Genomic DNA, 24,543 nt, shown 5'->3' on the forward strand with positions numbered 1-24,543 from the left:
AAAGCAGTGTCTGATTGCTTCTGTCGAAAGATGGATGACAAATTGCTGTGTATCAGCTATTTTGTTATTGGTTATTTTATAGTGGTTCGCAGGCTCTTCTTGGTAACCAGTTAATTGTCGGGTGTCAGGAACAAGCCCGAAAGCCTGTTCCACCCTGTTCTACAAAGAGTGAATTTTATTGTAGGGCGGGCAGGATGCCAGCGCTACAGATTCCCAACTGCGATTATTTCCAATTTTGCCACGAACTATTGAAAATAGAAGTACCCGGAAAGGCGATCGGATTGGCATTTTGTTGCAACCGCAACTGCAACACTTCCAAGTTCGGCTCGCGGGATGGCAATTCGTCCACTAATTCATAAGGTAGAATCCCTTTTTCCAAGGAAAAAGCCGCCGTAACTCCCGCCGCCGCACCGGCAGACCATTCAAAAGAATGCACTCGATAAGCAGCCGCCGCTGTGTGGCTAACAGCAATACTTTTACCCGCTACTAACATATTGTCAATTTTCTGGGGAATCATTGCCCGCAGCGGAATTTGGAAGGGGTAAGCTTGCCCTTGAGCTTTGCGAGTGCCTTCGCGTTCGGTATTTCCCGGTGCTTCCGGCGGACTATTAGTCATGCAGGGGTGAAAGTCGATCGCATAATGACCGATACCCACAGAATCAGGATAAATCGTAGCGCGCGATCGCGATTTTGTATCCTCAACAGATTGACTTCCCACAGCCAAAGCCGGCGCATTCAAACCACCCACAGCCAACCACAAATTGCGATACTCTTCCTCCGACAAATTCTGGCGGTAAAAATCAGCCGTAAAGTCAGTGCGAGACATATCAACTTCCCACACCATAAAACCTTGAGGCTGATTGAAACTCGGCCGCCCAATTATACGCCGGCCCTCCCGCATATAAGGATATTTAGAAAGTCCGTGCGCCGTCCCCATCGGCGAATCCAACCCGCTCAAAAAACGATTGTTTGGATTAGGCTTTTTGACTCCCCCTCCTAGCTGCGAGTCAGTAGTTCCTGTTACCAGCCAGTAGAAAAATCCTTTGGCATTTTCCTCTCCCTTTCGCAAAGTTTCCGTTCGCAAACCGCCCATCCATCCCCCCGGTTGCAGTTGACCTGCTTCTGCCAACTGCTCGCGAGAATAAATTAAATTATCCTGGGCAGAACCGGGACGATAGTCATTGCCCCAAGTCCAGTTTTGCATCGAAATATCCCCCGGATAAATCGGGAATTGCTTCGGGTCTGAAGGTCGCTTTTCATCCGGTCTCATGCTCCTGATTTGGCGGTAGGTGAAAACTAAGGGAAAGCTCGCCAATCTCTGCAATTCGTAGCTGTAGTAAGGAGCGTATTGTTGATAAAAAGACGGCACTTGATGCTGCTGCGGTTCCTTCGTTGCCTGCATCGCAAAGGTGTAGGTAAAACCTTGAGTGCAGTAAGCGTCGCCCGTTGGGCTGGGGGAGGAAGGTTCGAGAGGGGAACGCGGGTCAATTCCGAGGCGGTAAGGAACATCCGCAAGTCCGATCAATTCGCCTGTTTCAGTGGCATCTACAACGTACCAATCAGCAGGTTGAGGTTTTGAATTTGACTGGTTAGGTGGTTTGGGAATAAACTGAATAATAGTTTTGTTAAATCGCGGCGAATTTTCGTAGCGATAGGCATCTTCGATAGTTTGAGAAAGAGTTTCGGTGTTGAGTGGTGGCGTGTTGGCGGCGGGTTTGTGTTGAATGGCGATCGCACTTTTAATTTGTTGGCCCCCAACCGCATTGCCGGCCACAGCAGGAGTAATTGCTAGTTCTTTAATAACCGTATTGGGAAACCATTTCAGCGTGCCTTTGCCTTTTCTAGCGGCATCCTGCAAGATGTTAAATAGAATTTTGTGACCGTCGTAGGGCATGAAACACGAATAGCTAACCCAACAGCCTCCGGGATTTAGCCGGCCGTAATGTTGCTCGATCCGCCCCCGCAATTCGAGGTAGCCGCGGGGGTAAAATAAGAGCGATCGCTGAGTCTCTCTTTCATCGAGTGCGGAAGTTCCCTGGGAGGAAATTTGACCGCCTACCCAGTCAGTAATTTCAGTAAGGCAAACTGTGCGCCCCGCCAGCAAACCTTCGTAAGCGGTAGCAGCGCCTGCGAGCCCGCCGCCTGCTACTAGAATGTCGCAAGTTTCTGCATTGTCCCGATTGCGCGGAGGTTCGGCAAATACTGGCGAAATGCTCCCTATCGCGGAAATTAGACCGAGGGTGAGGCTAAGGATCGATCGACCTTTGAGCAAAAATAGATACTGTCGAAGTTTCATAGGAGATTGTGGAATTAATTTTGACATAGCGCGAAAAACACTCATGCCATCTAAATGTTTATTTTGCAGTATACTGGTATTTCGCGGTGTTGTCAGGGAAAACTTTTTTAGAGAAGAGGCATTAATACCAGCAACAACTATTGAACAGTCGGCTCTACCTTATGCTCAAAATCGTCAAAATTTTTAGGTCATTGATTCCTTTTGAGAGTTTAACAATTACCACCAGTTTAACTTTTTCGGAGGTTTTACGCAGGTTGGACGAAGTTGTTACTCCTCCCAAAGTTGTTAGAGTAATTATACCCTTTGGGCCGCCACCTGCGAAACCCTATGAAGGAACGATTTCTGGCAAAACCTTCACAATCAATCGCATCATCATCGGTCGAAATTTATTGTTCCCCATTATACAAGGAGAAATACAGACTCAACAGTTCGGTTGTTCCATCAAACTTAGGATGACTTTACATAAAATAGTCATAGGAATTTTGATTCTTTGGCTGTGGACAACTGGCAGTATTGGAATGTTTTCTTTATTTGCTTGGTTAGTCGAACCCTCCGTGGGGGCAATATTTTTACCCATTTTAGGAATGTTTATTTTTGGCTGGCTTTTGTGCTTGATTCCTTTTAAAATAGAAGCAAAAGCAGCTACAAAGTTTTTGTCTATTCTCTTAACCTAAAGTAATTGGTAACGGCAATATTTTAGCTGTTTTATTAAAAACAATTTAGGTCCATCGGTCGTCAGCGGCGGTAAAAAAACTCCAAATTTATGCGTCAAAACCAACTCAAACAAAAAATTAAACAAGGGGAAACAGTCCTCGGTTTATTTATGAACTGCGCTTATCCCGCATTCATGGAAATATGCGGTCACGCTGGATTCGATTTCGCCGTTATCGATATGGAACACGGCCCCCTGAACCCGCTTGCTGCTGAAGATTTGTGTCGCGCCGCCGACTGCACTGGAATTGCACCGATTATTCGCGTCCGCAAAAACGACGGGCCGCAAATTCAACGAGCTCTTGACATCGGCAGTGCAGGCGTTCAAGTACCTCAAATTGAAAGCAAAATCGATGCCGAAACCGCTGTCAAAAGCGCTAAATACAGTCCTCTGGGCACGCGAGGCCTTTCCTTCGCTACGCGGGCGGGACTTTACACCGCCGCAGGTACAAATATCACCGACAAACTCAACGAAGAATCCTTAGTTGTGATTCATGTCGAAGGCAAAGGCGGCATCGACAACCTGGAAGAAATAGTCACTGTCCCAGAGGTGGACGTGATTTTTCTAGGGCCTTACGATCTGTCACAGTCGATCGGCATTCCCGGCCAAGTCCGCGATCCCCGAGTCATCGATATGATGCAGGAGGCAGTGCAAACCATCCGCAAAGCAGGCAAAGCCGCGGGTACTTTTGCTGACAACCCCGAAATCGCCCAGCAGTGGATTGATGCTGGCGTTCAGTACGTCACACTTGGGGTCGATGTTGCCGTTTTCCTGCGCGCCTGTCAGTCGTTGGTGAAAGCAGTCAATCGATTTTAGATTTTAGATTTTAGATTTTAGATTTGGGATTTGGGATTAAAAGAAGAACAAGCCCCCGGATTCGTCTTGCAAGCTTTACGATATCTTTGCAATTTTTGTAGTGTCTTTTACGACACATACAAAAATCCTGCGCTAGAGTAGAAGCATACACCTCCTCCAGGCTAAATTAGGGAGGGGAGCAAGGCTTCATGGAGAACAATCTATGAAAACGGTATTAGAATCCATTCATTTGGATTATGCTTTCATGTTTACTTTCAAAAAAGTAAACTCGATTAAGCTAGAAGGTTTCAAGGAATTTTTTGACGATATGCCTGTCGATCCGTATGTGAAAGGTAAGTATCGTTCTAGAAGATTATCGCGGTTTGCAGTCAACGGAGATCAGTTAGTTAAGTTACCTCACGGCTATTTGTATCAAAGCAAAACCTACAATCCGCTAGTGGGTGATATCAGGCGGGAATTTGCCGAATTGGACGATCGGCTAATCGCCCTCGATAATTTCAAACAGATGATTTTTGCTTTTTTCGATTCCTGCAAAATTCACCCGGAAGCTGAAATCGGCATCCATCAAATCAGGACGACTTGTTCGCCGCACAATTTCGGCAACCCCGCACCGGAAGGCATTCACCAAGACGGTACTGACTTTATCGGGATTTTCTCGGTTGACAGAACTAATATTGTAGGCGGGGAAACGCATTTGTACTTGGCTAAAAAAGAGAAGCCTGTTTTTAATAAAGTTCTGCAGCCAGGGGAATTGCTGTTAGTTAACGACCACGAGTTTTTCCACTTTACTACGCCGATTAAACCGGAATCTGAAGGGGTGGGAACCAGGGATGTGTTTGTGCTGACTTCTCCGAGTTTGCTTTGCGATTGAGGATACAGTCTTGGACGCATAACCTAATGAAGTAGGGTGCGTACTCCGCACCTTACTTCGATTACCGATTACTGCATCTCACAGAGCACCTTTTGGTTTCGCCCCCACCCATCTCGATCGTGGTTAATGCTTGGGAAAATCGATTCCTGAAATGGATATTCCTTCCATCTTCTGCACATATCGTCCTTGAGCAGCTACACATTCTGCCATTTTTTTAGCTTGTATGGGTTGACTCCTTGGATCGGGCGAGATACCTCTATACTCCCATGTACCGCGAATGTCGCCAGAGAATGCTTTTCCATTGTTTTTTAATACTAGCTCTGTGCCAGTTGCATCAATATAGAATTTCCCATTTTCCAAAGACACGCTGCTAATTGTGATAGATTCGACTCCTTTGTAGGGATTTGCAGGGCCATCAACGATCTTGATGCAGATTCTATTGTTTTGATGTGCAATCTCTCTACGGGAGTTATTGAACATTGTTCCTTGAGCGTAGTAAGATCCTGTGGGGAGAATTGTAGAGACCTGTTGATTACTTTGAGCAGAGGACAATGATGAGATTGACAGAAGGATAGAACTAACAATTAGTGTTTCGATCGCCAAAATTTTCATTTGCAACAAAACTCCATTAAAATTATTTTTTCAGATTCTACACGATCGCAGTTGCTCTATAAACTTCTTTAGAGTTCTTGCAAAAGTCAAATTTACCCCCCGCCAGTCCCCCCATATCTGGCTAGAGATTTAGTAACTATAACAAGCCGTACACATCTCCTCTGAAGACCAAGGGCGAGAGCCCTTCACTCTGTTCTGCCTGCTTTTGGAGGAAGTTGTGGAGCGAGAGCCCTCCTAACATAAATCTTTATTTGTATTTTTTTTAAGAAATGTAAAAATTAATATTTTTTTTAGTTGAAATTTAAGTTTTGCTTAAAGTGCAGGCTAGTCTTTATATTAGAGGGTACATCTACTTAGAAATTGAGAATTGCTAAAAAAATGTGTATTTATTATTTAAATAGGCTGCAAAGATGATTAACTTAGCTGGCTACGAGATTACTAACCAAATTCATGAAAGTAACAATTCTTTAGTTTATCGAGGAGTGAGAAAGCAAGACAACCAACCAGTCATTCTCAAATTTCTCAAGCAAGATTATCCGATGCCAGCTTCGTTAGTTAGATACAAGCAGGAATACGAAATTACACGCAATCTTAACCTAGAAAGTATCCCTAAAACCTACAACTTAGAAAGATACCAAAACAGTTTAGTTATTATTTTCGAGGATAGTGGTGGAAAATCATTAAAGCTGGGGTTGGGTTCTCAAAAACTTACCTTACAAGAGTTTTTGTTAACAGCTATAAAAATAACCAGAGCTTTAGGCCAAATCCATCAACATAACATTATTCATAAAGATATCAACCCCAGCAATATTATTATTAACTCGACAACAGGGCTAGTCCAAATCATAGATTTTGGCATTTCTACAGTCTTATCGCGTGAGAATCCTACCCTAAAAAATCCTAATGTTTTAGAAGGCACTCTGAGCTATATATCGCCGGAACAAACAGGCAGAATGAACCGCTCGATCGACTACCGTACGGATTTTTACTCATTAGGAGTCACTTTTTACGAACTGCTAACGGGGCAACTGCCATGGGATTACGATGATGCAATGGAATTAGTCCACTGTCATATTGCTAAACAAGCAGTGCCGCCCCATGAAATTAATCCACAAATTCCTAAAGCGGTTTCTGATATTGTAGTAAAACTGTTAGAAAAAACGGCTGAAAAAAGATACCAAAGTGCTTGGGGAATCATTGCAGATTTAGAAGAATGTCTGGAACAGCTACAGGCTAAAGGAACGATTGTAGATTTTGATCTCGCCCAAAAAGATATTACCGATAAGTTTCAAATACCTCAAAAACTCTATGGGAGAGAACGAGAAATTGAAACCTTATTATCAGCCTTCGGGCGCGTCAGTAATGGCACAACGGAAATTATGTTAGTGTCGGGTTACTCTGGCATTGGCAAATCAGCCTTAGTGCAAGAAGTTTATAAACCGATTACTAAGGCAAACGGTTATTTTATTGCCGGGAAATTCGACCAATTTCAACGCAATGTTCCTTATGCGGCTGTTGTCAAATCCTTTCAGTCCTTAGTCAAGCAACTATTAACTGAAAGCGAAACGCAACTGGGCGCCTGGAAAGAAAAACTTTTAGCGGCGTTTGCTGATAACGGTCAAATCATTATAGATGTCATTCCCGACGTAGAATTCATTGTTGGCAAACAGCCACCAGTCCAAGAGTTAGGTGCTACAGAATCGCAAAACCGTTTTAATTTAGTATTTCAAAAATTTATTCGGGTGTTTTGTTCAGTCGATCATCCCTTAGTCATTTTTCTAGACGATTTGCAATGGGCTGACTCCGCTACTTTGAAACTGCTGCAAGTAATGATGGCAGATGAGGAAACAAAATATTTATTTCTAATGGGTGCTTATCGAGATAACGAAGTGAGCCCCACGCATCCCTTAATCATGACTTTGGAGGCGCTGCAAAATCAAGGCGCGACTATTAACCACATTACCTTAACTCCCTTAGATATCGAACATATTACTAACTTGATAGCTGATACTGTGCGTAAGGATAGAGGCTCAGCCATCCTCCTAGCTGAGTTAGTCGTCGGTAAAACTCAAGGCAATCCTTTTTTTGTCAATCAGTTTCTCAGAACTCTCTATGAAGAAAACCTCCTGAATTTTAATTCTGAGCAAAGAAACTGGGAGTGGAATATTTCAGAAATTGAAGCCGTAGGGATTACCGATAACGTCGTTGAGTTGATGGTGGGTAAATTGAGAAAAATGCCAGATTCCACTCAGCAGGTTTTACGGTTAGCTGCTTGTGTGGGCAATAGTTTTGACTTAAATACTCTCTCGATTGTCTACGAAAAATCTACCGCCGAAACGTTTCAAGAGCTATTGCCCGCGCTCCAAGATGGATTAATTTTAGCCACTTCTGAATTAGGCACGACAGAAGAAGAAATCGTTAAGTCTCATCTAATTATTACTGCTTATAAGTTTTTGCACGATCGCGTGCAACAAGCAGCTTATGCTCTGATTGAAGAATCTTCTAAAAAAACAGTTCACTTACAAATCGGTCGCCTGCTTTGGCAAAATACCTCGCCCGATACGCGAACGGAAGAAATATTTGCGATCGTCGATCATCTTAATTTAGGAATTGAAGGGGTTGACGATGGATCCGAACGAACTGAAATTGCAAAACTTAACTTAACCGCAGGCCAAAAAGCCAAAGCTGCAACGGCTTATGCTGCGGCTACCGAATATTTGCAAGTGGGTTTGAAACTGCTAGTAGATTCTAGCTGGACTCATCATTACGAACTGACATTATCGCTGCATGAAGAAGCAGCAGAGGCAGCTTTTTTGAGAGGTGATTTTGACCGAATGCAGAGATTCGTTGAGATAGTCCAAAATTCCGCCCAAACGCTGCTGGACAAAGTGAAAGTGTATGAAGTCCAGATGCAAGCTTACGTGGGACAGAACAGGCTGCTAGAAGCGGTTGATACAGCGCTACAAGTTTTAAAGCTGTTCGGGGTGGAGTTTCCCCAAGAGCCGAACCCGTCTGATATTGGGCAGGCATTCGAGGAAACTGCGGCAATTTTGAGTGGAAGGCGAATTGAGGATTTAGTTGACCTGCCTCAAATCACCGATCCATATAAATTAGCAGCTATTCGAGTTCTGTCAAGTACCTTTGCTCCTGCATACATTGCTGCTCCTGCGCTGTTGCCGTTGACATTATGCAAACAGGTAAATTTATCTGTCCAATATGGTAATGCTTCCGTGTCTCCCTTTGCTTATGCCAATTATGGTCTTCTGCTTTGTGGAGTTGTGGGAGATATTGATTTGGGTTATCAGTTTGGTCAATTGGCTTTAAGTTTGCTGTCAAAGTTAAATGCTCAAGAAATCAAAGCCAAGACAGTCATTATAGTAAATGTATTCATCCGACCTTGGAAAGAGCATCTGAGAGAAGCTTTAAAACCTTTGGTATCAGCTTACTCTACTGGAATGGAGACAGGAGATTTACAATATGCTGCCTTTGGTCTAAAGCTGTACTCCTATTTTGCTTACTTGAGTGGCAAAGAACTTACTGCCCTTGAAAGAGAGATGGCAATCAACAGAGATGCTATTTATAAAACCAAGCAAGAAACACCGCTTAATTATCACGAAACCTATTGGCAGGCTGTCTTAAATCTGCTCGGAAAAAGTGAAAATCCTACCGTTCTAAAGGGTGAAGCCTGCGATGAGCAGATCAGGTTGCCACTGCTCCAGCAAGCGAACGATAAAACTGGAGTTGCCTACATATATTGGAACAAACTTTTACTTAGTTACTGGTTTGAAAATTATTCAGAAGCAATTGAAAATACTGCCAGAGCAGAGAAGTATTTGGACGTAGTGATAGGATTGCCCCTTGTTCCTTTATTCCATTTTTACGATTCTTTAGTATGGCTAGCGGTGTATCCCGCTCGGCCTGAATCAGAGCAAAACACCATCCTAGAGCGTGTGAGCGCTAATCAAGAAAAAATGCAGAAATGGGCGCATCATGCCCCCATGAATTTCTTGCACAAATTCTATTTAGTAGAGGCAGAACGGCATCGGGTTTTAGGGGAAAAATTAGAGGCAATGGAAATCTACGACAAAGCCATTGCTCTAGCTAAAGAAAACGAATACATCAACGAAGAAGCACTCGCTCACGAACTCGCCGCCAAATTCTATTTGTCATGGGGCAAAGAAACGATCGCCCAAGTTTATATGCAAAACGCTCATTATAGCTACCAACTCTGGGGCGCTATAGCTAAAGTTGAGGATTTAGAAAAAAAATACCCCCAATTCCTAGCTAGAACATCAGCCAAGACAACAACTCAAACAAAAGCTAACCGAACAACGATTAAGCCTACTACCACTACCAGTCATTTGGGAGAAACGCTAGATTTAGCCACAGTAATGAAAGCTTCTCAAGCGATTTCAGGTGAAATTGTCTTGAGTAAATTGCTGGAAAGGTTGATGAAAATCGCGATCGAAAATGCAGGCGCCCAAAAAGGATTTTTAATTTTAGAAAAAGCAGGAAACTGGGCCATCGAAGCTGAAGGTTCCGTCAAGGAAGATGAAATTAGCGTGCTGCGATCGCATCCCCTGAATGCAGAAGCAGCTTCTGGGGAAACGCCAAAACTGGCAAGTGCGATCGCCCACTACGTCATCCGCACCCAGGAAAACGTAGTTTTAAATAACGCCACCCAAGAAGGCCAATTTACCCGCGATCCTTATATAGCAGCCACTCAACCCAAATCCATTCTCTGCACACCTCTGCTGCACCAAGGCAAACTGACAGGCATTCTTTACCTAGAAAATAACCTCACAGAAGGAGCTTTCACTACAGATAGACTAGAACTGTTAAAATTGTTATCGGCCCAAATAGCCATTTCCATTGAAAATGCCCAACTCTACAATAACTTGCAGGAGTTCAATCAAAACTTAGAGCAATTAGTGTGCGATCGCACCCACGAATTATCCAACGCCTTAAATAACTTAAAAGCTACTCAAAGTAAGCTAGTCGAAGCCGAAAAAATGGCATCCCTGGGAGGATTAGTAGCAGGCGTCGCCCACGAAATTAATACTCCCATCGGCGTCGGCGTTACCGTTGCGTCAGCTTTAGCCGAACATACCACAGAATTTGCTTCTACTTATAAGAGCGGCAAAATGAAACGCTCCGAGCTCGAAGAATTTTTGGATATAGCCACCACTAGCAGCAACACCCTTCTCACCAATCTCAACCAAGCAGCAGCATTAGTTCGGAGCTTTAAAGAAGTAGCAGTCGATCGCTCCAGCGAAGAACGGCGAACCTTCAGAGTAAGAGATTATCTCGATGAAATTTTAATCCAATTAAAACCAAAATTGAGAAATAGCAAACATTCGATCGAAATTAAAGGAGACACCAAAATAGCCCTAGATTCTTATCCAGGTGCATTATCCCAAATTATCACCAACTTGCTGATGAACTCTCTGATTCACGCTTACGAACCGGGCGCCAGTGGAAAGCTAGCTTTTGATTGGCAGCAAGAGGGTTCTCGACTTAGATTGGAATATTCCGATGACGGTCAAGGCATCCCCCCAGAAAATTTAAGTAAAATTTTCGAGCCATTCTTTACTACAAAACGCGGTCAGGGTGGTAGCGGGTTGGGATTGCATATTGTCTACAATTTAGTAACCCAAAAACTTCTGGGTGAAATAGAATGTAAAAGTGAGGTGGGAGTCGGCACCAAATTTATTATTAAGCTACCCGTCCAAATAAATTCACAACCGTAGTTTCCTCAATCCCAACATCAGTAACAAAGAAAGGTAAGCAGCAATGGACAAGAGTATTTACGGCTTTTCAAATAAAATCTCATCTGAAGAAGTGTTATTTGCGGATGAAGTAAACTCAGATGAAGAGTTATTTTTTGCCGATGAAGTATCAGAAGATACTCCCACAGAAAGCTGGAAAGTTTTGATTGTAGATGATGAAGCTCAAGTTCACACAGCTACCGATATAGCCTTAAGAAAGTTTGTTTATGAAAATAAATCTTTAAAATTTATTAGTGCTTATTCCGCTAAGGAAGCTAAACAATTAATTCAAGAACATCCAGATGTCGCCATCATCCTGCTTGATGTAATCATGGAAACGGATGATGCTGGCTTAGAGTTTGTGAAATATGTCCGCCAAGTGTTAGGCAATCAGTTAGTGCGAATTATTTTACGCACGGGTCAACCCGGTCAAGTCCCCGAAAAAAGTATTATTATCAATTACGATATAAATGACTATAAAACTAAAACAGAATTAACGACATCAAAGCTATACACTACAGTGCTAACAGCTTTGAGAAGTTTTTGTCTCGGTCATAAATTGCAGTCAGAAATAGAGCAGCGCGAACAAGTAGAGAAAGCACTGCGTATCAGTGAAGAAAAAGAACACCAAAAAGCTCTTGCCTTAGAGCATTTTGTCAAAGAACTACAAGACACACAACTCCAGCTAGTTCAAAGTGAAAAAATGTCTAGTCTCGGTCAATTAGTTGCAGGTGTCGCTCATGAAATTAACAATCCGGTTAACTTTATTTACGGCAATATCTCCTATGCGAAAGATTATATTAAAGAACTCATCTATATGTTGAATCTCTACCAACGGCATTACCCACAACCAAAAGCAGAAATTCTCAATGCAATAGAAGATGGAGAGTTGTCATTTATCATGGACGATTTGCCAAAGTTGCTTTCTTCCTTGCAGTTAGGCATCGAACGCATTCGTATGATTGTGGAGTCTCTACGAAATTTTTCGCGGTTGGATGAAACTGAAATCAAATCAGTAGATATCCACGAAGGTATTAATAGCACCTTGATGATATTGCAGCATCGGCTAAAAGCTAGGGCAGATCGTCCTGCTATTAACGTGATTAAAGAGTATAGTCCATTGCCACTTTTGACCTGTTATGCAGGTCAGCTCAACCAGGTGTTTATGAACCTTTTAGCGAATGCTATAGATGCTTTGGAAGAGCGGGGAAGTAGAGAAGAGGGTAAAGTTTTTTACCCGCAGATTTTGATTCGTACTGAAGTTGTAGCAGGCAATTCCTATGACAGCAATAGCACGGGCTCAGACATTCGGGTAACAATTGCTGATAATGGTATTGGCATGACTGAGAAAGTTCGTTCTAAACTTTTCACTCCCTTTTTTACTACTAAGCCAATCGGAAAAGGTACAGGCATGGGATTGTCAATCAGCCGAAAAATTCTGCTAGAAAAACACTGCGCTCAACTACAGTGTTTTTCTACGCCAGAGCAGGGAACGCAGTTTATTATTGAGATACCTACTATCTGTACAGCAACCAATTTTGCGGTATCTATGGTCTAGGAAACTGATTGCGCCCAATTCATCATATAGCGGCTTTCAGTTGCAGGGGAGAAATCAGCAGTAATTCCGAAAGTTACGCTAACGGGCTTAGACAAAAACTGAAGCCAAAATGGCTTAAAACCTAGATAGAGAAAGACTTTTACCTCGAAAGGGCATAAATCTAATATTTACAATGGTTTCAGGCATTTTTAGGCCATAGACCTCTTTCTTTTGCGAGGGAGAGGTTTTCAGCCCCTAAAAAGGTGAGAAAATGTCTAAGTTTCATTAAGCAACTCACAGATAACTCCTATCGAAACTTCCGTTCAGACTCTTGAATGGGAACATCATTAATACTAGCTTCACGTCTTCGCATTAACCCATTTTCTGCAAATTCCCACTGTTCGTTACCATAGGCGCGATACCAGTAGCCAGAATCATCGTGCCACTCATACTCAAATCGAACAGAAATCCGATTGTCTGTAAAACTCCACAGTTCTTTCTTTAAACGGTAATCTAATTCCTTTGCCCATTTTCGTCTTAAAAAAGCCTTGATTTCTTCCCGTCCGCTGAAGAATTCGGCACGGTTTCGCCACTGAGAATCTTCCGTATAAGCTAAGGCTACTCGTTCTGGATCGCGGGTATTCCAGGCATCTTCAGCAGCTTGAACTTTGGCTTTAGCCGTTTCCAGCGTAAAGGGCGGTAGAGGTGGTTTAGTTTCCATAAGCTTGGTTTTGTGTGATTATAAAAGGTAAGGTACGGGATGCTCGCGCTACAGAGAGAGTTTTGGGAATTTGATATCAATCCTCAGCATCGGGATCGATTCCCATTGCTCGCAGTCGCTCCGCTAACTGGGTGACTTTTCGCTCTGCTTGTTCGGCTCTTTCCCGTTCTTGTTGAGTTCTTTATTGCCAGTTCTCATTTCATAAATACCCTAGTAAGGAATGCGGATAATTCTCTCGTACACCCAAAACTTACCCGGTTTAGTGGTGGTACCGTCAGCGGCCCCAGTCAAGGGAGTACGTGAAGCGAAGCTATCCCGTTCCCCGCAGGGGTTCCCGTTCCCCGTAGGGGTTCCCGTAGGGTAGGGTAGGGAATCGCGCTCTTCCTCTCCATTACCGCTAGCAAATTCTAAAGCAATGAACGGAGCCATGTGTTCCCGCCAAAGTACATAAGAACGGCGAAAACCATCAAGTGTTGCCGGTACATTCGGCACGTAAAACCAATCCGGTGCTTCTGCACCTCGCTCTGGCGGATCAGTTTCTCGCCAGTAAATGCCGCAATCTTGCCCGATCGCATATTGTCCGTCTGGATGCAGCCGCTCTACAACCGGCCCGATCGAATCTGTCAGAATGAGGCTCTGGGGATGCTCCTGAAAATTTTTTACAAATGTACCGTCTTCGTCTGGCAATTGGCTATGGTCGGGGAATGCAGGAGGCAGACCAGTAGCAGTTATTGTCTCGTTCATCGTCGTTTTCCGTGCAGTTATGGTTGATTGTACTGCGAATTTTTAGAGCAATGTGATTTGAAAATTTAGCTAATTTTAACTAAACCCAGCTAACCACAGCGGAAGCATCAACAGCAACCCGACAGAAGTTATGGCGATGCTGCTAGCTAACAAATCGCGATCGAGCTCGTAGACTTCTGCTAAAATCAGCACGGAAAGAGCTGTGGGCGTTCCCGACATCAACACCAACACGAACCTCGGATCGCCGCTCAACCCGAAATAACTAGCACCCAATCCGATTAGCACCGGCACAATTACCACTTTTAACAGCGACGGGATTAACGCCAGTTCAAAACTTTCCCATTTCTTAATAGACCTCAGCCGGATGCCAACCAGCAGCAAAGCACTGGCAATTACCACCCAAACAGCAGTCTGCAATCCCGATTCCACTGTCTCGGGCAGGGGAATGTTTCTAGTATAAAAACCAATTAAAAATGCCCACAGAGCGGGAACTGTCAGCACGTCCCGGATCTGAGTCCACCAGTGATTTTTTTGCTCGGAGTTCCCGAAATAGCTAGCAATAAATACACCGAAACAATAAGTTCCAATAACGTTGTTAGTGACGCTGTACAAGACAGCCCAGTTGCTGTTATCGGTGCTGATGATAGACGGGGTGATTGCTAATCCAACAAAGCCCGTATTCCCTAACATCGAAGCTAGGAGAAAACTGCCTTGGCTCGATCGCTTCAGCGAATTAAAATTTAATAGAAATAAATTTACTAGAGAATTTTTGCCCTGAAAATAGGGCTTTTTGATGTGGGCCGCACTCAGCCTGCGTAATAATACCCAAGTCAGCCAAGCAAAACTCGTACTCAGAAATAACACGAATAGGGCGATCGCCGGCGTGAATCCCACAGCACCCGAAAAATCGCTTTGACGGGCTAAAACTAGAATTTGCAGCGGTATCCCAATCCAGAAAAGAAAGTGGCTCAGCAGCTTGGGAAAATTCACTGGGATGTACTGAAACAGCAGCAGTCCCAAGCCCGTCCAGATAACTAGAGGGGTATAAGCGTGAAATAAGGTTTCAACCATAAAAATTTAACTTGACAATTGGAAATGCCTTTATCTATTAATAGTAATGCTAAAGTCCGTTTAAGAAATGCGAATTGTCGTTAGCGGAGCCCTCGAAGAGGATCGCACTTGCACGCTTTTTCCTCCTAGCGTGTTCGCAGCACTCCAGGCCCAAAAATTTCCGCCCAAATTCCCGCACCTTCCCGGGCACAATCCTCAGACTCGCCGCCCCAAATAATTGCAGCTTTTTGCCTTCAGGTTCACAAAACCTCTGTTAATTTGACCAATGTGCGATCGAGCTATCTTGCCTTTTCCAAACAGATGCCCCCCCTTTTCCGGCCGTTTCGAGCGAACGGAAACAGGGGGAGACTAAAGCTGCTGATGGCTTGCACTCATTAATTCAATTTCAAAGCATTAACAGGCACCTCATCCCAAGAACTAACAGTCCGCAAGGTAGCAACCCAGCCCTGCTGTTTTTGCTCCGCCGTCAAATTCTGCTCAAAAGATTTGTGGCAATCCTTTGCTTGAGTCTCATCGCAACAAGCAATGCAAGAATAAAGAATGCCCGACGGATCGATTTGCTCGTTTACCCAAATAATCACGATCGACCCTCTCAATCAAAATCTACTGTTACTTAAATTTTCCTATATTTTTGCCAATTAAGTAGGTCGGTATTAATTAACCGGAGTGCGGCATTTTAGCTTAAGAGGCAAGATGCCTGTTCCACAACAGATGAATTTTTTGTGGCGAGTAGGGGTTTGCCACGCGAAGGGGCCCTGAATTACTTCGATGCCAAAGTTGCCAAAGACTCGCCCGCAACCCGGCAAATCCGCCAGTCGGGCATCACATCAGCACCAATACCCTTGTAAAATCCGATCGCCAATTCATTCCAATCCAAAACGCTCCATTCCAAACGCCCGCAGCCCCTTTCAACAGTCAACTGCGCTAAATAAACTATCAAAGACTTGCCAATTCCCCGCCCTCGAAACTCAGGGATCACAAACAAATCTTCCAAATAAATTCCCGGCTGAGTCAAAAAAGTAGAATAATTGTAAAAAAACAGCGCCCAGCCCACAACTTGACCTTCGCACTCGGCTAAAACCGCTTCAGCAAAAGGTCGATCGCCAAACAAATGATTCTCCAAATCAACCGCATTGCCCGTAACGGCATGAGATAATTTTTCGTACTCAGCTAAAGCTTTAATCAAATCAAACAGCACCGGCACGTCGGCGCGGGTAGCTGGACGCAAAATTACCTCAGAAGACATAAATAAGTAAGTAGTACGCGACAATCAAGAATTAAAAATACCACATCAAGACATTTTTAATTTGTAATTTTTAATTAAGTTTTTCCCCATTGAATAAGCATATATAGCAATCCTTGTAGGAGTCGTAAATTTTTTACCCCACCCCCACCCTCCCGAACCAGCGGGGAGGGAGTAATAAATTCACAAATGATGCAAAGATTGCTATATACGGCGGAGTCGGAGTGTCCCCACAATAATTTTAAGATTTTTCAAAATGCCAACTCAATGTTTTTTAGTTTATTTCAACCAGCCCTTCAATCGTTCCGTCACTTGAGGGCGGCGCAGCTTTCGCATTGCCTTATTTTGAATTTGACGGACTCGTTCGCGGGACAAATTGAACAAACTGCTGACCTCTTCTAAAGTGTAAGGTTCGCCGGTCAGCAAACCGTAACGCATAGCAACAATCTCTTTTTCGCGCTCAGTCAAAATACTGTCCAACACCTCCAAAATATCTTGACGCATCATCATCTCATTCATCTGAGCTTCGGGAGATTGCGTCGCGTTATCTTCGAGAACATCCAAAAGTTCCGAACTTTCTTCTGAGCCGATGCGGTGGTTGAGAGACAAAGATTGCCGGCGTACTTGCTGGAGGTAGCGAAGCTGTTCGCAAGAAACTTGCATTTCTCTAGCAAGTTCAGTTTCAGTTGGATTGCGTTTAAGAGAACGCCTCAAATCTCGATAAACTTTTTTGAGTTTATTTAACTGTTCGACAATGTGAACCGGCAAGCGAATCGTCCGCCCTTGATTGGCAATTGTCCGGGTAATTCCTTGGCGAATCCACCAATAGGCATAAGTAGAAAACTTGTAACCCTTCTCCGGATCGAACTTTTCGGCTGCCCGGTTTAAACCCAAAGCTCCTTCCTGAATTAAATCGAGAAAAGGCACGCCCCGATTGAGATAGCGTTTGGCAATCGAAACCACCAAGCGCAAATTCGAGCTGATCATTTTCCGTTTCGCCGACTGACACTGGTGGCGAAGTTGTTGCAGTTGAGTTTCGCTCACTCCCAAAGCCGCTGCGAGTTCAGCTTTTGTCGGCACTCTGTCTAATTCCTGCTGCAAACGCTGTTCTAGTTCATCCAGGGCTACCAATTCTTGAACGCGGCGCGCCAACTCCACCTCTTCGGTGGCAGTCAGTAGAGGATAGCGAGCCATTTCCTTGAACAAAGCTCCCACGGGATCGTCGGCAGACCAGTTGTTGTATGCTGACGAGCGAGTTACCGTGGGACGATCGATCTCGGTGTCCTCATCCTCTGCGATTGCGAATGAGGCTTCGGGTGCCACCGCAAAACTGCCTAGGTCAGATTCTGCCATATGGTGCTTGGTGTCGGTGGGAGGATTTGAAAAGTATCCCTTAACTTTAACGAATTTAACCGGAAATTTCCGAAATCCATCTAGAAGCCGGTGAGTGACTTTAGTGGCTGATATCTGTTCGCCCCTTTTTTAGACCTTTTATTGAGTTCGAGCCAGTAAAGGAGCTGCCTGCAATAATTGCTGAGTGTAAGGGTGCTGCGGATTAGTAAAAATATCCCTAGTCTTACCGATTTCAACAATTTTTCCAGCATTCATTACCGCAATACGATCGCAAAAAAATCTCGCCACCCACAAATCGTGCGTAATAAACAGATAAGTCAAATTGAATTCCTGCTTCAACTCCAACATCAGCTCTAAAACTTGAGTCTGCACGCTGGCATCCAGCATACTCACAGGTTCGTCGCAAATTATCAGTTGCGGCCGAGTAATTAAAGCGCGGGCGATCGAAACTCGCTGCTGTTGTCCTCCTGACAATTCCCCCGGATAGCGACGAAAGAAATCCTCCCCTGGACTTAAACCCACCCGCTCTAACATTTGAATTACTTGTTTTTTAGCTTCGCTGGCATTAGCTAATTTGTGAATAAACAAAGGGTCAGCAATACTTTGCCCGACAGTCATCATCGGATTCAGACAAGCGTGGGGGTCTTGAAAGATCATTTGCATTTCGCGGCGGTGCTTCCTCACAGCATCGCGGTTCAGGGCAGTTATATCTATTCCTTGAAATTCCACTTTGCCGCCAGTCGCGGTAATTAGCTGCAAAATTGTGCGTGACAAGGTACTTTTGCCGCAGCCGGACTCCCCTACCAGCCCTAGGGTTTCTCCCCGTTGTAGCTCTAAACTAACGCCGTCTACTGCTTTAATTACCTGGCGATTCCTGGACAACAACTGATCTAATAAATTGCTTTCTAAACTGTAGTGTTGCTGCAAATTCGTTACGGTCAAAAGAGGCGAATTTGTTAAATTTGCAGTAACGGCTTCAGTCCTGATTTCCTCGAATGCTAACCCTTTGTCGGAATCGGCTTGAATGTGCAAAGCTGCTTTGAGGAGCGATCGAGTATATTCGTGCTGCGGCTTTTCAAACACGTTTTGCACCGGCCCTGTTTCTACGACTTTACCGCCGTACATCACCGCAATGCGATCGCAATACTCAGCCACCATCGCCAAATCGTGAGAAATCAACAAAATAGCCGTTCCCCGTTCCTCGCAAAGTCTGGTTAATTCCTGCAAAATCTGAGCAGCTACAGTTACGTCCAAACTTGTAGTCGGTTCGTCCGCCACAATTAATTTGGGATCGAGCAAAAGAGCCAAAGCAATTGCTACTCTTTGCCGCATTCCGCCACTAAATTCGTGGGGAAATTGCGACCAGCGAGACGCGGGAATTTTCACAGCTTCCAGAGTTTCGATCGCCCGTTTCTTAGCTTGCTTGCGATCCAAATTCGGTCTGTGAGCTTGCAAAGTCTCGATGCAATGTTCTCCTACAGTCATCAAAGGATCGAGACGAGTCATCGGATCTTGAAAAATCAATGCTACAGCTTCCCCCCGAAACTGTCTGAGTCGAGAGGCATTCATGTCAAACACCGACTCTCCAGCAAAACTAACTCGCCCCTCAATCAGCGTCGAATCCGGCAACAACCGCATCGCCGCCCTTCCCAAAGTTGACTTACCGCAGCCAGACTCCCCAACTAATCCGAGCTTTTCCCCCGGTTTCAGCGTCAGGGAAACCCCGTCAACGGCCCAACCGGATTGGCCTCGCCGCTGAGGATAAGCTACTCGCAGATTGTCAACGGAAAATAGAGAAGAGTCATTAGTCATTAGTCATTAGTCCTTAGTCTGGTGTCTGTTGTCTGTTGTCTGTTGTCTGTTGACTGTTGTCTGTTGTCTGTTGACTGTTGACTGTTGTCTGTTGACTGTTAACTGTTGTCTGTTGTTATTTATTATTTATAAATCTACGGGCGGTTAGTTGTTAGTTATTAGTATTTTTTCCGGACTTATTAGTTCTTGGCAAAAGACCGATATGCTGTTTGTAAATACCAATATAAATTGCTACAAACAAAGATTTTATTACTACATCATTAACCGACCAACCGCTTACTAACAACAGTCAACAGTCAACCGTCAACAGTTTGTAAATACCAATATAAATTGCTACAAACAAAGATTTTATTACTACATCATTAACCGACCAACCGCTTACTAACAACAGTCAACAGTCAACCGTTAACAGTCAACCGTCAACAGCCAACAGCCAACAGCCAACCGTCAACTGACTAAATTTCCTTTCGCTTCAACTCAGCTCTCCGCAGTATGTAAGTAGCCGCACAATCTGCGTGAGGATGGTCTGCTAAAACTTCCGCCAGTTCCAACACGTATCCGGCGATATCCGGCCCCAGCTTCTCAGTCAGCACTTGACGTTCCCGAGAGGCGAGTTCTTGCACGCGGGCCTTAGCTTGCCAATTCGGAGAAAACATCTTGTCAATCTCGGTGTGGAATCCCAGACTTTCGAGAATGTCCCACTCGCCGTTATCGCACCAAATGCCCCCGCACAACATACAGCGCTCTATGTAAAAGGGCACTCTGCTGAAAGGAACTTTCGCCCGCGACAGATAGTGACCGTCTTCGGGACACAGCGCTGCTTTGCTGTCGTAGACAGACGGCGTGAATTCTATGCCGAGAGTCCCTGTCGCCTCTGGCTTCTCGGATTTGTTGTACCACTGGCTCTGCTCTTTCTGCCAAGCTTCGTATTCTCTGCCTGGAATCCAGATACCGTAACAGTTGGGACACCACTGCACCGACATACGGCCGGCTAAGGTACCGCCTTCTAAGTTGGGATGTTTACATTTTGGACATTCCACCGCTTTATTTCTCCTTGCCTTCTTAATTCCCTGTTAATTCAATTATTAATTCTGCATCTGGGCGGGCCCTGAAGAATCAGAATTTTTTTGTAGCAGCGCGCCACAGTAGCCAATTAGCGTGTTGAGCCGCGCGATCGCCGCAGTTTGCCTCGCCTTTGCTGTCGCTGGCTGGCGCGACGCTTGCAAAAACGTGACATCTGTCCCCAACAACCGCAGTTGCTTGTGAATTTCCGTCAAATAGGACTGCTCTGGGGGTGTTTCTGAGGCGTCTAACTCATCGCTTTCGGCTCTCATAATTTGGTTTCCGAAAAATTGTTGCACTTTTCTGTATTCGATCGCCAGCGCGGCCCGATCCAGATTATCCTCTGCAGCAGTTCTTTGTAGTTGTTCTAGTGCTTGCTTTAATTCTTGGTAGCACTGGCGGCGGTCTTCGGACAATATCATGATTTTGTAAACAAATTTGTATTTATAATCAAAGTAGATACTTACTTAAGTTTGCTCATATGGAGGGAAGCCGTGCGTTTTTGGAGCAATTCCCTGTTTTGTGAGAACTTTTTTTGATTTGCTGCCCTGACTCTACCCTTCTGGCTGCTGCTTGTAGTTTAGCGTTGCCGGTAAATGCCGAGCCCCCGCAACCTCAACTGCTACCGCCAAAATATGCTTATTTTACCCGATTTTCCCCGATCTGCAGACTGCGGCGGCGGCAGTGGTGTCACTATATTTTCCTACCTCCGAGGGGGGGCGACTCGGGATTACATAGGTATAGTTAACAAAAAAATCGACTATTTTTTTGAATTGCAAATTGTGGCATTCAATTAGTTTAGTATAGCTAAACACATAATTTCCGCAATTCAACCGGAAACCGGCTTTTAACCATTTGTATTTCTAAGTTTTAAAGGTGTACCCCATGAACGCGAACACTCTGACTCCCTCTCATTCGATCGATCCTGCTGTAGTCCCCGATTGGCTGCAAGAATGCCTGAATAGTGGATCGCAGCCTGATGGGGGCGCTAACCCCAATTGTTCGACTGACGACAGCTTAATTTGTCGGGCCTTTGAATTTGCCCGCGACTTGCACGAAGGACAATACCGCAAATCGGGAGAACCTTACATTTGCCATCCGGTAGCTGTCGCTGGAATACTCCGGTATATGGGCGGCAACAACGTCATGATTGCCGCGGGCTTCCTCCACGACATTGTTGAAGATACAGATATTACTCTCGAAGAAATAGAACAGCGGTTCGGCGCCGAAGTGCGACAGTTGGTTGAAGGTGTCACCAAGCTTTCTAAGTTTAATTTTTCCAGCAAAACAGAGCGTCTTGCGGAAAATTTCCGCCGAATGTTCCTAGCAATGGCTAAAGATATTCGCGTTATTGTCGTCAAACTGGCAGATCGGCTGCACAACATGAGGACTTTGGAGCATTTGTCCGAAGAAAAGCAGCGCAGTATTGCCCTAGAAACCCGAGATATTTTTGCTCCCCTGGCGAACCGTTTGGGTATCGGCCGCTTTAAGTGGGAATTGGAAGATTTAGCGTTTAAATACCTAGAACCGGAAGCTTACCGCGAAATTCAGGAATTGGTGGCCGAGAAGCGGGCCGATCGAGAAACTCAACTCGCAGAAGTCACAGATTGTTTGCGAGAAAGACTTGACAATTTAGGCATTAAATGCTATGAAGTTAGCGGTCGTCCCAAACATTTGTACGGGATTTATGGGAAGATGCAGCGCCGCCAAAAAGGCTTTAACCAAGTATACGATATTGCTGCGGTGCGGATCATAGTAGAAACCAATGATGACTGTTATCGGGCTTTGGCGATCGTCCACGATTCTTTCCGCCCGATTCCCGGCCGCTTTAAAGATTATATCGGTTTACCAAAAGCCAACCGCTATCAATCTTTGCACACCGGAGTAATCGGAACCAGCGGCCGCCCCATCGAAGTGCAAATTCGCACCGTAGCAATGCACCACATTGCAGAATACGGCATTGCCGCCCACTGGAAATACAAAGAAACTGGCGGTTCTAACACAACAGTCACCGGCGACGACGAAAAATTTACTTGGCTGCGACAACTCCTAGAATGGCAAAGCGACCTCAAAGACGATCGCGAATATTTACAAAGCATTAAGGACAACTTATTCGACGAAGATATTTACGTTTTTACTCCTAACGGAGACGTGATTGCTCTCAATAGCGGGTCAACTCCCGTAGATTTTGCTTACCGCATTCACACAGAAATTGGCAATCGCTGCACCGGTGCCAGAGTAAACGGGCGAATGGTAACACTAGACAAGGTTTTAAAGAACGGCGATATTGTAGAAATCTTGACCCAAAAAAATGGTCATCCGAGTTCCGACTGGCTGAATTTTGTCAAGACAAACGGAGCGAAAAACCGAATTCGTCAGTGGTTGAAGCGATCGCACCGAGATGAAAATCTTGCTCGGGGACGGGAATTGCTGGAAAAAGAATTAGGTAAAAACGGCTTAGAATCTTTGCTGAAATCTGAACCCATGCAGTCGGTAGCTCAGCGCTGCAACTACCACAGCGTCGAAGATTTAATCGCCGGTTTGGGCTACGGCGAAGTGACTCTAAATCTCGTAGTAAATCGACTGCGAGATTTAGTAAAATTGCAGCAAAAAATTGAAGCTGCTCCCGCAGGAGGGCAGGAATTGCCCCAGCTAATACCTGCATCGACGGCACCGAAACCCGTACCGAGTTCGTCTCCGAGCAAATCGCCGATCGCAGGTGTAGAGGGATTGCTCTACCATTTATCCGGCTGTTGCTGTCCGATTCCCGGGGAAGCAATTATTGGAGTTGTGACTCGCACTCGCGGAATTTCGATTCACCGGCAAGGCTGTTCAAATGTTGAGAGCGTACCTGGGGATCGGTTGGTTCCTGTGAGTTGGAATTCCAGCAACCGCAATGAATCTCGACCCAACACTTATCCGGTTAACATTCAAATTGAAGCCCTCGATCGAGTGGGAGTTCTCAATGATGTTTTATCGCATTTGAAGGACAACCAAGTAAACGTCCGCAGCGCTCAAGTCAAAACCTATCCCGGATTGCCGGCATTAATTGACTTGTGCATGGATATCCAGGATAAACAACAGTTCGAGCGCACTTGTATGCAAATTAAAAAGATGAGCGATATTTTGAATTTGCGGAGGCTGAGTGAAGGGACTTAAGAAGATAGCCTAACTGTATTGTAGGGTGCGCCCCGCGCACCTGATAACTAGCTGAGGAGAGGTTCAGCCCCATAAAATTTAAAAGGCTAAGGAAAGTTTTACTCAGCTTCGCGAGGTTCAACTACCAGCCTAATTCCATCAAGAATTTGACCAACTCGCTCGGCAGAGAGTGTGCCAATTTTCTCACCTAACTGAGATTTATCGATCGTCAAAATCTGCGAGACGTTAACCACACTCTGTTCTGGTAAATCAGCTTCTCCTGCTTCTAACAGGACATTTCCTGGTGAATTAGCCCGTCTGAGATTTGAAGTAAGCACACAAACAACAACCGTATTAATGCGGGAACGATTGAATAAATTGTTCTGAATGATTACATGGGGATGGAGATAACCGGGTTCTGAACCAGAAGGCTCATCAAGTTCTATCCAAAAAATATCACCTTGATTTATTACCATTCGCCTTCCACCAGCCTGCGATGAGAGCGACTCATCTTGCGAAGCAAAACTTGTTCTTCTTCAGAGAGAGGTGCTTCGCAAGCAGCATTAATTTTTTCTAACAGTTGTTGATTTTCGCGGCGGCGGATAAATTCTTCAAGGGCTATTTCGATCAAAAAACTCTGAGAAATTTGCATTTCGCCAGCTACTGTTTCGGCTTGTTCAAATAAAGATGCTGGCAATGAGATAGCAGTTTTGACAGTTGTCATAGCTTTATACCTTCATTTATTTATATGAGTCTAACTCATAGTATAGCTAACCACAATAGGGTT

18 protein-coding genes and 1 pseudogene are annotated in these 24,543 nt (G+C 44.6%); 6 read left to right on the forward strand and 13 right to left on the reverse strand.

Going from position 1 to position 24,543, the window contains the following annotated elements:
* Positions 1–223: 223 nt before the first annotated feature.
* Positions 224–2,296, reverse strand: a complete 2,073-nt coding sequence (locus QUB33_RS03535; RefSeq protein ID WP_333347318.1) for an FAD-dependent oxidoreductase — start codon at positions 2,294–2,296, stop codon at positions 224–226.
* Positions 2,297–2,457: 161 nt separating this feature from the next.
* Here QUB33_RS03535 and QUB33_RS03540 point away from each other — a divergent pair, with 161 nt between their 5' ends.
* The 3 genes from QUB33_RS03540 to QUB33_RS03550 all read left to right on the forward strand — a co-directional run bounded on the left by QUB33_RS03540 (position 2,458) and on the right by QUB33_RS03550 (position 4,695).
* Positions 2,458–2,970, forward strand: a complete 513-nt coding sequence (locus QUB33_RS03540) for a hypothetical protein (protein WP_333347321.1) — start codon at positions 2,458–2,460, stop codon at positions 2,968–2,970.
* Between the two features lie 89 nt (positions 2,971–3,059).
* Positions 3,060–3,824, forward strand: coding sequence for an aldolase/citrate lyase family protein (locus QUB33_RS03545; protein ID WP_333347324.1), 765 nt, complete (start codon positions 3,060–3,062; stop codon positions 3,822–3,824).
* Positions 3,825–4,026: 202 nt separating this feature from the next.
* Positions 4,027–4,695, forward strand: a complete 669-nt coding sequence (locus QUB33_RS03550) for a 2OG-Fe dioxygenase family protein (protein WP_333347329.1) — start codon at positions 4,027–4,029, stop codon at positions 4,693–4,695.
* A gap of 123 nt (positions 4,696–4,818) precedes the next feature.
* Here QUB33_RS03550 and QUB33_RS03555 read toward each other — a convergent pair whose 3' ends face one another.
* Positions 4,819–5,307 carry a hypothetical protein gene (locus tag QUB33_RS03555; protein ID WP_333347332.1) on the reverse strand — a complete coding sequence of 163 codons (489 nt, stop codon included), beginning with the start codon at positions 5,305–5,307 and terminating at the stop codon, positions 4,819–4,821.
* Positions 5,308–5,717: 410 nt separating this feature from the next.
* On the opposite strand from QUB33_RS03555, the gene QUB33_RS03560 reads away from it, so the two are divergent.
* A complete protein-coding gene (locus tag QUB33_RS03560; RefSeq protein WP_333347334.1) occupies positions 5,718–11,057 on the forward strand; it encodes an ATP-binding sensor histidine kinase in 5,340 nt (1,779 codons plus the stop codon).
* A gap of 43 nt (positions 11,058–11,100) precedes the next feature.
* Positions 11,101–12,633 (forward strand): ATP-binding protein, encoded by a 1,533-nt coding sequence (locus QUB33_RS03565; protein ID WP_333347337.1) that lies wholly within the window; start codon positions 11,101–11,103, stop codon positions 12,631–12,633.
* A gap of 286 nt (positions 12,634–12,919) precedes the next feature.
* Here the strand turns inward: QUB33_RS03565 and QUB33_RS03570 are convergent, their stop codons facing one another.
* The 9 genes and pseudogenes from QUB33_RS03570 to patD all read right to left on the reverse strand — a co-directional run bounded on the left by QUB33_RS03570 (position 12,920) and on the right by patD (position 21,040).
* Positions 12,920–13,333: a nuclear transport factor 2 family protein gene (locus QUB33_RS03570; RefSeq protein WP_190657739.1), complete on the reverse strand. Its 414-nt coding sequence runs from the start codon at positions 13,331–13,333 to the stop codon at positions 12,920–12,922.
* 213 nt (positions 13,334–13,546) lie between these two features.
* A pseudogene (locus QUB33_RS03575) lies at positions 13,547–14,077 on the reverse strand (Uma2 family endonuclease); the annotation flags it as partial.
* 75 nt (positions 14,078–14,152) lie between these two features.
* On the reverse strand, positions 14,153–15,148 hold the full coding sequence (locus QUB33_RS03580) for an AEC family transporter (protein WP_333347341.1): 996 nt from the start codon (positions 15,146–15,148) through the stop codon (positions 14,153–14,155).
* Positions 15,149–15,522: 374 nt separating this feature from the next.
* Positions 15,523–15,729 (reverse strand): hypothetical protein, encoded by a 207-nt coding sequence (locus tag QUB33_RS03585; protein WP_006634050.1) that lies wholly within the window; start codon positions 15,727–15,729, stop codon positions 15,523–15,525.
* Between the two features lie 179 nt (positions 15,730–15,908).
* Positions 15,909–16,394, reverse strand: a complete 486-nt coding sequence (locus QUB33_RS03590) for a GNAT family N-acetyltransferase (protein ID WP_333347345.1) — start codon at positions 16,392–16,394, stop codon at positions 15,909–15,911.
* 276 nt (positions 16,395–16,670) lie between these two features.
* Complete coding sequence (locus QUB33_RS03595) at positions 16,671–17,744, reverse strand: RNA polymerase sigma factor, RpoD/SigA family (protein WP_333347348.1); 1,074 nt, start codon at positions 17,742–17,744, stop codon at positions 16,671–16,673.
* Between the two features lie 138 nt (positions 17,745–17,882).
* Positions 17,883–19,556, reverse strand: coding sequence for an ABC transporter ATP-binding protein (locus QUB33_RS03600; RefSeq protein WP_333347351.1), 1,674 nt, complete (start codon positions 19,554–19,556; stop codon positions 17,883–17,885).
* Between the two features lie 455 nt (positions 19,557–20,011).
* Positions 20,012–20,596 carry a zf-TFIIB domain-containing protein gene (locus QUB33_RS03605; RefSeq protein ID WP_333347353.1) on the reverse strand — a complete coding sequence of 195 codons (585 nt, stop codon included), beginning with the start codon at positions 20,594–20,596 and terminating at the stop codon, positions 20,012–20,014.
* A 45-nt stretch (positions 20,597–20,641) separates the two neighbouring features.
* Positions 20,642–21,040: a heterocyst frequency control protein PatD gene (gene patD / locus QUB33_RS03610; protein WP_333347356.1), complete on the reverse strand. Its 399-nt coding sequence runs from the start codon at positions 21,038–21,040 to the stop codon at positions 20,642–20,644.
* A gap of 463 nt (positions 21,041–21,503) precedes the next feature.
* On the opposite strand from patD, the gene QUB33_RS03615 reads away from it, so the two are divergent.
* Positions 21,504–23,777, forward strand: a complete 2,274-nt coding sequence (locus QUB33_RS03615) for a bifunctional (p)ppGpp synthetase/guanosine-3',5'-bis(diphosphate) 3'-pyrophosphohydrolase (RefSeq protein WP_333347359.1) — start codon at positions 21,504–21,506, stop codon at positions 23,775–23,777.
* 98 nt (positions 23,778–23,875) lie between these two features.
* Here the strand turns inward: QUB33_RS03615 and QUB33_RS03620 are convergent, their stop codons facing one another.
* Both QUB33_RS03620 and QUB33_RS03625 read right to left on the reverse strand, forming a co-directional pair.
* The gene (locus QUB33_RS03620) at positions 23,876–24,232 is read right to left on the reverse strand and encodes a type II toxin-antitoxin system PemK/MazF family toxin (RefSeq protein WP_333347363.1); all 357 of its coding nucleotides are present in this window, start codon (positions 24,230–24,232) and stop codon (positions 23,876–23,878) included.
* On the reverse strand, positions 24,226–24,480 hold the full coding sequence (locus tag QUB33_RS03625) for a hypothetical protein (protein WP_333347366.1): 255 nt from the start codon (positions 24,478–24,480) through the stop codon (positions 24,226–24,228). Before QUB33_RS03625 ends, QUB33_RS03620 begins: the two co-directional genes overlap by 7 nt.
* Positions 24,481–24,543: the final 63 nt, after the last annotated feature.

This window comes from Microcoleus sp. B3-A4 (assembly GCF_036705385.1).
GTDB lineage: Bacteria > Cyanobacteriota > Cyanobacteriia > Cyanobacteriales > Microcoleaceae > Microcoleus.